Here is a 10,454-nt window from a genome sequence, read left to right on the forward strand (position 1 = left end):
TTAGATTTTAGATTTTAGATTTTAGATTTTAGATTTTAGATTTTAGATTTTAGATTTTAGATTTTAGATTTTAGATTAGCCATGAGTTACTGGATATGGGTTTGGAGCTTGCCTGCAGTGACATTTTTTTGTGAAGATTGTATCATAATTGGTGGCGACAACGCATTCTTTGGGAAGGAAGCAAGGAAGTCCTAGTCGTCGGATTTCAAAGTTGAGTTCAGCGACAAGGAAGCCCGCTACTTCTGAATGTTCTCCGGTTGCTTTAGGCATCTCCACAATAGCTCCATTGGGGAGTTCGTAACGGTTTACCGAATTTTCAGGATACCAGCCAATAAATTTATCGAAGGTGACTGGTTTTAATATCGCTTGAGTCATGGCGATCGCGCTTTATTTTATTTATGATATTGTTATTGTATCTGGTATAATTTACATTTTGCATCATTATCAAGAACAGGCAAGATGCCTGTTCCACGACAAGTGAATTTTATTGTGGAACAGGCCGAAAAGCCTGTTCATAAAAGGCTTGTTGAGAAGGGTGCAACATCTCAGTTATAATATATTGCTTTTATCTCAAACAACCAGCTCGATAGACCTTCCATCAATCCACAATCAATCCCAAATCAAAATCACTCCAAAATCAATCAATTCAAAATCTAAAATCCAAAATCTAAAATCTAAAATATATGAGATCGATCGACGAAATCAACGATAAAATCAGCCAAGGCAAAGCCACAGTCTGGACAATCGAAGAACTCAAAACGAGAGTTCAAGAAACCAGCATTACCCAAGCCGCCAAAGAAGTCGATGTGATTACCACCGGCACCTTCGAGCCGATGGAATCCTCCGGTGCAATCATCAACCTCGGCCATACCGACCCGCCCATAAAAATCCGCCAGTGCTGGCTAGACGGCGTTTTAGCCTACTCGGGCTTCGGGGCAGTAGACCTGTACCTGGGAGCCACCCAAGTAGCTGAAGACGGCGAAGAATCCCGCGAACGGGGCGGCGGACACGTCATCGAAGACTTAATAGCCGGCAAACCAGTGCAGTTGCGGGCCTTGGGACAAGTAACAGACTGCTACCCGCGCGCCTCCTTTGAAACCACGATTACCCGCGATACAATCAACCAGTTTTATTTATTCAATCCCCGCAACGCATATCAAAACTTTATTGTTGGCGTCAATGGGGGCGATCGCCCACTGTTCACCTACCTCGGCCCCCTGCAACCAAACCTCGGCAACGCCGTCTACTCGAACCTTGGAGCCATGTCTCCCCTCCTCAACGACCCCGACCTCGAAATCATCGGCATCGGCACTCGCATCTTCCTAGGAGGCGCCACCGGCTATATCACCTGGGAAGGAACCCAGCACTTCCCGCTACAAAAACGCCAGCCCAACCGCACCCCCATCGGCCCCGCTGCCACCCTCGCACTCATCGGCGACGCCAAACAGATGAACTCGAAATGGGTGCGGGGCTGCTACTTCAAAAACTACGGCCCATCGCTGATGCTGGGAGTCGGCATCCCGTTTCCAGTCTTAAACGAAACAGTCGTCGCCCACTGTGCAGTATCAGACAAAAAAATAGTAGCGCCGGTGGTAGATTTCTCTATCCCCCGGCGCGTTCGTCCCACATTCGGTTTAGTTAGTTACGCTCAATTAAAGACTGGCCGCATCCTGATAGAGGGCAAACCTGTGCGGGCAGCCCCCCTTGCGAGTATGTTTCTCTCCCGGCAAGTAGCATTGGAATTGAAGCAGCAAATTGAAGCGGGTCAATTTACCCTCACGGCCCCAGTTGCTCCCCTACCCACCGACAGAGTATTTCTCCCGCAAGATTTGTGGGGCGCACAAGTCCGGCTCGAATAAAGAATTTTAGATTGGCGATTTAGCGGTTGTAAATTAGTCTTGGAAACACTAATCTAAAATCTAAAATCTAAAATCTAAAATTGGTTTATTCCTCGATCGGCTTAGGCTTCTTAACCGGCTTAGGAAGAGGTTCCTTCGAGACAGGCGGTGGTGCTGCTGCTGCGGACTTGATGGTAGGACGCCCTACAGGAGCACCGTCACCGCTGGGCCTAGGAGTAAACGGACGCTTCCCTCCTCCTTTGAAGCCACCCGGCGGCTTGCTGCCAGGGGGGAATTTCCGCTTTTTAATCGGCAGGGCACCAATATTATTAGCCTGCTCAATCATCAGACTGTCAGCTTTCAATTTGACGTGGAAATCCCAAAAAAACCCGATCGCTTTTGTTGCTAAATCTCCCTTGAGTTTCAGTTTAAAAAACTTCATCTTGTCGTCATTCTTGCGGGGAGCTTGCTTGATTTTGACGATGACATACTTTTCTTGGTCTTGGGATTGATAAATCACCTCACCTCTAATCGAAAAATAGCCATCTTCAACATCGGGTTCCGAGGGAGGCAAAGATGCGGTCGATGCTTCGCCACTAGCCTCAATCTCCGCTGCTTCCTGATTTTCCTCGTCAGAGGACGGTTCGGGAGGTTTCTTGAGCGTTTCCGGCTCCCAAACCCCCATAATCTGGGCGTGCAAGTTGCCGTCTTCTTGCCTGGTGCGGGGATAGACCACCCACAGGTGTTCTTGTTCCAGATCCAGGTGATTTTTGACTAAACTCATGACTCTACCCAGCAAAACTGCGTCGATGGCAGTTCCGTCGGCAGCTATCAGCATACCCCGGGTGAATTGCTCTTCTGATGGCGTGTAGCGACCCCGCACCAAACCAACAGCTCGGTACTGTCTGGGTTCGCTGGGGGGGGGGATGGGATGTTGGCGCATGACGGAGGGTATGTCCTCAGCGGCCTGACTTTCGTTAGCTGCAGGCTCGGCGTTTGCCGGCGGTGCGACTGCTAGGGCTGGAGTATCGCTGACAGGTGTCGAAGGCACTGCCGGCGCCGGGGGTGCAGGAGCATTGCTGGGCTGGTCTTGTGGCTTTGTTTTGTCCTTGTCGAGGGCAGAACTGTAGCGTGGTCGTTGCAGCCTATCCTTGGACGCTGGGGCGTCTGTGGGCGTTGCCGGTTGATTTTGGTCAACAGGTGCAGCCAACGCCGAAGGCACCGAACTTTCGTCTGGTGTCTCAGGAATGGAATCTGTATCTTTAGGCGGATTGACGGCCAGTTCGCTCGGCTGATCCTTGCGATTTGAAGTAGATTTGGACGATTTGGAAGACCGGTTGGGAGAGGGGTTCATAAAAACTCCTTGCAGCGGAGACACATCCCTTAAGGGAAATTAGGAATAAACTGAAGAAACTGCTTTAAAAACTACTAGCACCTGACTTCGGGCTTGCGCCTGGAGGTCTGGTTGTGACCCGTCAACGCCAACTTTCAACGCTACGAGTGCCGATCGGTTAGCTGGCTGCTAAAATCCTTGCGAGCAAGGACTTTGGGAGTTGCTGACCGATCGATCGCCGATCGCGCTGAGCTGGAGTTGCTGGCTAATAGCATTTAGGATATTCAGCTTGCCTATTTTACTTAATCCAATTACCTAACGGCCTGATCCGCCATATTTTCGGTAATTTTTAGCTTGACCAGACTAAATTGGACAGACACCGCAGTCCTTGGGGCTGCGGGTCTGAGTGTCCAAAATTGTTTAGCTAGCATGGAGTTGTGGGTCTGTTACCATATTAGCTGCAAGTAAAAGGCTGCTTTGTCCGTTCGGACTTTGAAGTTAAAAACGTTTACGGTTGCACCGATCGAGCTAAATGGCAGATGCCCCCGGCAATGCCTGAATTCTTAGAAAATAGTAGATTTTAAGCTGGGATAGTTGAATTATGGAAAAAGCAAACAAGCGTCGTGGGTTGATTACTGTGGTGGTGGTGCTGTCGCTCATCGCTTTTTTGGGATTTTCCCTTGTGCCAATTTTAAACAGTATTCTCCAGGCCAGCCAAGCGCAAAGTCAGTCAACTCCAACGCCTACTCAGACGGCCCAGTCTGGGGAGAAGCAATCAGAGTTGCTGCAAGCTCAGGCGAGGGGGTACGAATTGGTTTTGCAGCGGGAACCTGACAACGTAACGGCTTTGCGGGGATTGTTGCAGGTGCGGCTGGAGTTGATTGGGCAAGGAGTGGGCGACATTAAGGATGCGATCGCTCCTTTGGAAAAGTTGGCTGCGCTGAATCCTGAGACTACTGAATACGGGATTTTGCTGGCTCAGGCTAAGGAACGCACGGGCGATCGCGAAGGGGCTGCTCAGGCTTACAGGTCAATTTTAGCGTCTAAGCCTGGGGAAATTAAGGCTTTGCAGGGGTTGGTGAATTTGCTGCTAGTGCAGCAGCGGCCGGAAGCTGCGATCGGACTGTTGCAAGATACCCTGAAGGCGGCTCCGGCTGCAAATCTGGCGAAACCGGAAAGTGTGGATGTAACTTCAGTGCAGTTGATTTTGGGGCAGGTTTATGCTGTCCAGAAGCGCTACGAGGAGGCGATCGCAATTTACGACGAATCTGCTAAGGCTAATCCCAAAGATTTTCGCCCGACTTTAGGAAAGGCGATCGTGCTGAAGGAACAGGGCAAAACAGATGAAGCAAAAACGCTGTTCGATCGAGCTACTGAGTTAGCTCCTCCTAACTATAAAGACCAAATTAATCAGTTAGCTAGTGGCACTCCTTCGCCTTCTCCTGCGGCTGCAACGACTCCCGAACCGGCTGCTTCTCCTAGTCCTGAAGGTGCGCTACCGAAGCCTTAAGGAAAGTTTTAAGTAAAAGAGTTTTGAGTTGTCAGTGAAAAAGTATTAAGTTAAAAACTTAATACTTTAAACTCAAAACTACTCGCTTTATTCCTAATTACGCAGGACTTACGAAAAGAAATCCGGTTTCTAAGATAAATCTTGGTTGAACGACGACAGATACAGGTCGAAACCGGGTTTCTAAGTCCTCACGCCCAGCGTCCTGTTACCGATTACCAATTACTAATTACCAATTAGGTAAGACCTCGGAGGGAATTATGACCCAAAGCGTTGACCGCGTTGTTCTACCTCCTGCTTTTCCAGACCACACTCAATTACCAGAGTCAGACGGTACTTTTGTGAAAAATTTTCAGGAGCATCCGCAAAGTTTAATTTTAACAGATTCGATCGGGCAAATTTTGCAACAGCGGCATCCTGACGGACAATATGCGATCGGTCAAGACTGCGGCATTTACTGGCGAGAAACCGAGCCGCCGGAAAAAGGTGCAGAAGCTCCTGATTGGTTTTATGTTCCCAATGTACCTCCTAATTTAGACGGTCAAATTCGCCGTTCCTACGTGCTGTGGCGAGAACACATAGCACCGTTAATTGCTTTGGAATTTGCGAGCGGGAACGGTGATGAAGAGCGCGATCGTACTCCTTTATCTCGCACGGATGAAGGGGTAATAACGAAACCGGGAAAGTTTTGGGTGTACGAACAGGTGATGCGAATTCCCTATTACGGCATCTATGAAATTAACAGCGGTCGATTAGAAGTTTATCGGTTGATGGAGGGGTATTATCAACTGTTAGAACTCAATCAACGCGGTCATTTTCCCATTTCATCTTTAGGCATAGAATTGGGACTTTGGCAAGGCAGTTATCAAAATCAAACCATGCTTTGGCTGCGTTGGTGGGACGAGGAAGGTAATTTGCTGTTGATTGGCGATGAAAGAGCAGAATTAGAGAGATTGCGAGGGGAACAACAGCGGGAAAGAGCTGAACAAGAAAGGTTGCGAGCCGAGAGTGCAGAACAGGCACGACAAGCTGAATTTCAGGCAAGAAGGGATGCAATTCCCCGGTTGTTGGGAATGGGTTTGAGTGCCGAACAGGTGGCGGAGGCGTTAAGTTTATCTGTGGAGGAAGTGACGGAGAATGCTGGAGAGTGAGATAGTGAGAGAGAATTGGGGAAAAGGGCGATCGGTCTTAATAGACTTCATCATGAGGACCCATTTTGAGCAATAAAATCGCTTCCTCCTCATCTTCTGGATCGATCGCAAACTCAAATAAAATCCGATAATCATAATCTATGGAACACGACCAGATACCCGATAAATCTCCTGTCAATTTGGGAGTCCAACCACAACCAATTTTCATCAATCATCCAACTCCGCCATAAAATCGGCTACCGACCCAAATTTAACATTGCCCTCAGCATACTCTTGACGAACTTCTGCCACTTCCTTGAGTAATTCATTTCGTCGCTGTTGTCGCAGACGATTCTGAAGAATATCTAGAAGCATGGCTTGATCTTCTAATGATAAAATTTCTACAGCTTCAAGAGCTTGCTGGAATTGAGATGTATGTGCTGTTTTACTCATAGTTATTGTTCAGTAAATTACCAGATTATTTTCATTGTAACCAAAATATTTTTTATTTATTTTAGCCAATTTTATTATATCCTAGCATTTTTAACTTCTGCTGTGTGTAAGGTTTTCCTTGTTCCCAAGTTCAGCACGGGAACAAGGATTTCAAACTAGCTTCTAGTATTTACGTTCCTGTGGCTCAAACATCGTAATCGCCACGGGCATATAAGCCAAATCAATCCCCGCCGGCGAATAATACGCCATTGTATGCTTCAAAAAATTCCCGTCATCGCGCTCAGTAAAATCTTCCCGCGAATGAGCTCCCCGACTTTCCTGACGGTTCAAAGCAGAAGTTAAAATCATTTTTCCGACAATTATCAAACTCCGCAACTCCAAAGCTTCCACAATTTCCGTATTCCACAACTTGCCTTTATCGTCTAAGTAAACCTCCTCATATTGTCGCTCTAAATCCTCCAATTTTTTTAAACCTTCCTGCATCAATTCGGCACTACGAAATACACCACAATACTCAGTCATAGTATCTTGATACTGCTGCCGGATTTGATTGATGCGGTATTTTCCTGGACGCTCTACAAGTGCCTGAATTTGCTCTTTTGCTTCCATAATATAACGCTGTTCGTCTACTGTAGGCAACTTGCGATTTTGCACGAATTGTGCTATGGTTGCCCCAGTAACTTTGCCGTAAACGACGCATTCTAAAAGCGAATTGCTGCCCAAACGGTTGGCGCCGTGAACCGACACGCAAGCTGCTTCGCCCGCTGCAAAGAAACCGTCTACTAAACTGTCAGGACTGCTGCGAACTTGCCCGCTAACATTAGTAGGAATTCCCCCCATTGAATAGTGAACTGTAGGGCGCACGGGCATCGGCTGATTTACGGCATCAATTCCTAACAAACGGTGGGCTTCTTCCCAAGCAAAAGGAATTTTGCTCATGATTTTTTCGCGTCCCATGTGCCGCAAATCCAGATAGATAAAGGGGCCGCCGGCACTACCATCAACATTAATCCCTCGGCCGGCGCGAATTTCTATGGAAATTGACCGCGAAGTGATATCTCTGGGCGCTAATTCCATCCGCGACGGGGCATAATTGGCCATAAATCGATCGCCCTCTGAATTAATCAAATAAGCGCCTTCGCCCCGCACAGCCTCCGAAATCAACACTCCCACGGGATACAAACCCGTCGGGTGAAACTGCACGAATTCCATATCTTCCAGCGGCAATCCAGCTAAAGCCGTCATCGCCAAACCGTCTCCCGTCGAGGCGTAATCGTTCGACGTGGTATTGTAAACTCGACCGTAACCCCCCGTAGCAAACATCACCGCCTTAGCACGGACAACCTCAATTTGACCGTCTAGCAGGCGGTACATAACTACCCCCTTGGCTTGGCCTTCTTCCAAAATCAGGCGGGTGACATACCACTCCTGATAGATGTGAACTCCGCAGCGGCGCAGATTGTTGACTAATTCGTGGAGGATGGCGTGACCGGTTTTGTCGGCGGCGTAGCAGGTGCGGCGGTGGGAATGTCCGCCAAAAGCGCGCTGGGCAATTCTGCCGTCTGGGAGGCGGGAGAAGAGGACTCCCATGTGTTCTAAATCTATGACTACACCGGGGGCTTCGCGGGTGAGGATTTCTACCGCGTCTTGGTCGGCTAAATAGTCTGAACCTTTTACTGTGTCGAAGGCGTGGGCTTTCCAACTGTCTTCGGGATCGACATTTTGGAGGCTGGAGGCCATGCCACCTTGGGCTGCGACGGAGTGCGATCGAATTGGGTGAGTTTTGGCGACGACAGCTACCTTTAAACTGGGGTCAGTCCGAGCAATTTCTACTGCGGCGCGGCAACCTGCTAAACCGCCGCCTACAATGATTACGTCGTGTTCTAGCATTTTTTTGAATTATTTTGAGTGTTGTTCTCAACTTATGGTGACGCAAAAAAAAACTTCCTACCAAAAGCGCAGGAAGTTTTTTAACTTTTGATTTGAATGGAAAATCAAAAGTTAAATCAAAATTTCACATTGGACTAGCCGGCGCTTTCGGCAGGGTTCTGAAGCGACTGATTTCCCGTTGCAGAAGGTTGAGGTTCCGTACCGGGTTCTACGGCAAGCACTTCAATGTTATTTAGCAGAGTTGTAACGAAAGCAAACAGCAAGAAGGGGAGAGACAGCACTAAAATCAAGCCGACGGTAGCCAAGGCGAAGATTTGGCGGGCGCTACTCCACAAGGCGAGTGCCGACGCTAGACTTAGGAAGATGACTATCAGCCAAACAATGATTTGACCGTAAATGTCGCCAAAGGTGAGGGTACATTTAAGGCGATAGTTTTGGATATTATTCATTTTGCTCCTGGCGAGATTGCTATTAAGACTTGTGCAAAAATACTTTGACAGTGCGTCAGTCCCCACTGTAGATTTATCAGTTTAGCTACCCTAGCTTGGTTTGGGGGCTATTTTAAGCATTTTTACAGAAGTCGCAACAAGACTTTATAAATTGTTGCTTTCCCTCAATATAGCAACCGCCCGTGTTAGGACGCAAGGCGTAAGACATCTGCGATCGCAGGGGGTAAGTAATCACACTCATCTAGCTGTTTACGAATTCGACTTTTGGGCGAAGATCGGCATTGTTCCATCCAAGTTCAAATCAAATGAATCAACTTAACTTTTCTCTTTTGGCGACAGTTAGAGCTCGATATCAGTTGCCACAACCTTCTTTAGTTTTTGTGCCATCTGGCATTGTGACATCACAGAGGTTATTTTTACGCATTTCCGCACCGCTGAGGTCGGCCCCCATTAAGTTAGCTCTACTCATGTTGATATCTACCAATCTGGCTGATTTTAAAATAGCATTTGTTAGGTTAGCATCAACAAGTTTGGACTTCACAAGATCGGCATTACTGAGGTTAGCCTTAATTAAATTTGCTCCTTCCATGTTGGTCATCCTTAGAGAAGCCTTCGTTAGATCTGCTCCCGTTAATTGAGCCATTTCCAAGTTAGAATAACTAAGACTAGCATTAGTTAAAATGGCATTATTCAAATTAGCTCTATATAAATTAACATCATTCAGCCTAGCGTTAGTTAAAATGGCATTATTTAAATTAGCTCTATATAAATTAGCGCGATTTAACGTAGCCTTGTTAAGATTGGCGTTTCTCAAGTTAGCACCGCTGAGATAGGCAGGAGAAATATAGATTATGTTCCCCGCACGATAACTGTCAGGACTCAGATTTGCCTCGCTAAGATTGGCATCTGCGAGATTTGCACCTATAAGCGATACTCCCTTGAGATCTGCCTTAGTCAAGTTAGCTTTTTTGAGGTTAGCATAAGTCAGTCTAGTTCGAGTTGTTTTATTACATTTTAAAATAGCTTTAGATAAGTTGGCATTTTCTAAGTTAGCGCCCGTCATATCGTTGCCTTTAAGATTGGTATCTGTCAAGTCAGCACCGCTCAGGTTAATTCCTTTCATGTTGACATCTCCTAAGTCAGCCGATCTGACATTAGCACCGCTAAGATTAGCATTGACAAGATTAGCTTTGTACAAATATACATTTTCTAAGTTAGCTCCTGCCAAATTAGCCCCCTCCAGACTCGCACCCCTTAATTGAGCGTTTGTTAAATCGCAACCTTTGCACTGTTTTGTTTCTAACAGTTGCTTGATGTGTTCCGGGTTGGCGGCAAAAGCTGGGTTTGTCAAAGTCAGGGAAGGCACAAGTAGAGCAGTAGCTATTGGCAACCAAGCTAGAAAACTTCCTTTTTGGTCTTGTCGCTTTAGCCATAGGGCAATAATTTTTAAGCAATCGAGCTTGATTGCTGGAATGACTTTCTGGCGTAGATCGTAGCTGTAGGGTTTTGCCATGAGTGGTCCGATCGCTCTGCAACAAAAAAGATCGTTCTTAGTTTACACCACAATTGTCTGAGGAGTTGCTATACCAAAGAAGCTCGGTTTTTTCGATCGGTATTCAAGGAGCGAATGCAATTTTTATTGAAAAAACTCAGTGTCTGACTATCCCATGCGTCCTGAACTATAAAGCCCAGGTAGATGGGAAAGTATACTTTTTGAGGGAGCCCTGACTTGGTAAAGTAATGTTAAGCTGCGTGGAAATGGAATCAACCTTTATAGCTGTAGTTTAGACTAAAAAATCAGTGCAGCTAAAAGTAGCAGCCTTTTAGCAGAAGGCAAGCTGTTGCTCAAAAACT

At 46.9% G+C, this 10,454-nt stretch carries 10 protein-coding genes and 1 pseudogene; 3 read left to right on the top strand and 8 right to left on the bottom strand.

What is annotated here, in order from left to right; all coding sequences use genetic code 11:
* Window positions 1-75: 75 nt before the first annotated feature.
* On the bottom strand, window positions 76-375 hold the full coding sequence (locus QT979_RS27835; RefSeq protein WP_333312278.1) for a Uma2 family endonuclease: 300 nt from the start codon (window positions 373-375) through the stop codon (window positions 76-78).
* 308 nt (window positions 376-683) lie between these two features.
* Here QT979_RS27835 and QT979_RS27840 point away from each other — a divergent pair, with 308 nt between their 5' ends.
* A complete protein-coding gene (locus QT979_RS27840) occupies window positions 684-1,859 on the top strand; it encodes a homocysteine biosynthesis protein (RefSeq protein WP_333108202.1) in 1,176 nt (391 codons plus the stop codon).
* Between the two features lie 85 nt (window positions 1,860-1,944).
* On the opposite strand, the gene QT979_RS27845 is transcribed toward QT979_RS27840, so the two are convergent.
* Window positions 1,945-3,192, bottom strand: coding sequence for a hypothetical protein (locus QT979_RS27845; RefSeq protein WP_333312279.1), 1,248 nt, complete (start codon window positions 3,190-3,192; stop codon window positions 1,945-1,947).
* 580 nt (window positions 3,193-3,772) lie between these two features.
* Here QT979_RS27845 and QT979_RS27850 point away from each other — a divergent pair.
* Window positions 3,773-4,681 carry a tetratricopeptide repeat protein gene (locus QT979_RS27850; RefSeq protein WP_333312280.1) on the top strand — a complete coding sequence of 303 codons (909 nt, stop codon included), beginning with the start codon at window positions 3,773-3,775 and terminating at the stop codon, window positions 4,679-4,681.
* 257 nt (window positions 4,682-4,938) lie between these two features.
* Window positions 4,939-5,829, top strand: a complete 891-nt coding sequence (locus QT979_RS27855; protein ID WP_333312281.1) for a Uma2 family endonuclease — start codon at window positions 4,939-4,941, stop codon at window positions 5,827-5,829.
* Window positions 5,830-5,866: 37 nt separating this feature from the next.
* On the opposite strand, the gene QT979_RS27860 is transcribed toward QT979_RS27855, so the two are convergent.
* From QT979_RS27860 to QT979_RS29160, 6 genes and pseudogenes are all read right to left on the bottom strand, one after another.
* Window positions 5,867-6,037, bottom strand: a complete 171-nt coding sequence (locus QT979_RS27860; RefSeq protein WP_333213464.1) for a hypothetical protein — start codon at window positions 6,035-6,037, stop codon at window positions 5,867-5,869.
* On the bottom strand, window positions 6,037-6,261 hold the full coding sequence (locus QT979_RS27865; RefSeq protein ID WP_333213463.1) for a hypothetical protein: 225 nt from the start codon (window positions 6,259-6,261) through the stop codon (window positions 6,037-6,039). The genes QT979_RS27860 and QT979_RS27865 overlap by 1 nt, the downstream gene beginning before the upstream one ends.
* A gap of 162 nt (window positions 6,262-6,423) precedes the next feature.
* Window positions 6,424-8,151 carry a succinate dehydrogenase/fumarate reductase flavoprotein subunit gene (locus QT979_RS27870; RefSeq protein ID WP_333312282.1) on the bottom strand — a complete coding sequence of 576 codons (1,728 nt, stop codon included), beginning with the start codon at window positions 8,149-8,151 and terminating at the stop codon, window positions 6,424-6,426.
* A 134-nt stretch (window positions 8,152-8,285) separates the two neighbouring features.
* Window positions 8,286-8,600 (bottom strand): hypothetical protein, encoded by a 315-nt coding sequence (locus QT979_RS27875; RefSeq protein WP_006633212.1) that lies wholly within the window; start codon window positions 8,598-8,600, stop codon window positions 8,286-8,288.
* Between the two features lie 352 nt (window positions 8,601-8,952).
* Window positions 8,953-9,966, bottom strand: a complete 1,014-nt coding sequence (locus QT979_RS27880; RefSeq protein ID WP_445304819.1) for a pentapeptide repeat-containing protein — start codon at window positions 9,964-9,966, stop codon at window positions 8,953-8,955.
* A gap of 30 nt (window positions 9,967-9,996) precedes the next feature.
* Window positions 9,997-10,113: pseudogene (locus tag QT979_RS29160) on the bottom strand (IS630 family transposase); the annotation flags it as partial.
* Window positions 10,114-10,454 lie beyond the last annotated feature (341 nt).

It is taken from the genome of Microcoleus sp. w2-18bC1 (assembly GCF_036700365.1).
Taxonomy (GTDB): domain Bacteria; phylum Cyanobacteriota; class Cyanobacteriia; order Cyanobacteriales; family Microcoleaceae; genus Microcoleus.

Excerpts from the sequence above, each read along its gene's own strand:
- QT979_RS27835 (WP_333312278.1), bottom strand. The coding sequence starts at position 375 with ATGACTCAAGCGATATTAAAACCAGTCACCTTCGATAAATTTATTGGC.
- QT979_RS27840 (WP_333108202.1), top strand. The coding sequence starts at position 684 with ATGAGATCGATCGACGAAATCAACGATAAAATCAGCCAAGGCAAAGCC.
- QT979_RS27845 (WP_333312279.1), bottom strand. The coding sequence starts at position 3,192 with ATGAACCCCTCTCCCAACCGGTCTTCCAAATCGTCCAAATCTACTTCA.
- QT979_RS27850 (WP_333312280.1), top strand. The coding sequence starts at position 3,773 with ATGGAAAAAGCAAACAAGCGTCGTGGGTTGATTACTGTGGTGGTGGTG.
- QT979_RS27855 (WP_333312281.1), top strand. The coding sequence starts at position 4,939 with ATGACCCAAAGCGTTGACCGCGTTGTTCTACCTCCTGCTTTTCCAGAC.
- QT979_RS27860 (WP_333213464.1), bottom strand. The coding sequence starts at position 6,037 with ATGAAAATTGGTTGTGGTTGGACTCCCAAATTGACAGGAGATTTATCG.
- QT979_RS27865 (WP_333213463.1), bottom strand. The coding sequence starts at position 6,261 with ATGAGTAAAACAGCACATACATCTCAATTCCAGCAAGCTCTTGAAGCT.
- QT979_RS27870 (WP_333312282.1), bottom strand. The coding sequence starts at position 8,151 with ATGCTAGAACACGACGTAATCATTGTAGGCGGCGGTTTAGCAGGTTGC.
- QT979_RS27875 (WP_006633212.1), bottom strand. The coding sequence starts at position 8,600 with ATGAATAATATCCAAAACTATCGCCTTAAATGTACCCTCACCTTTGGC.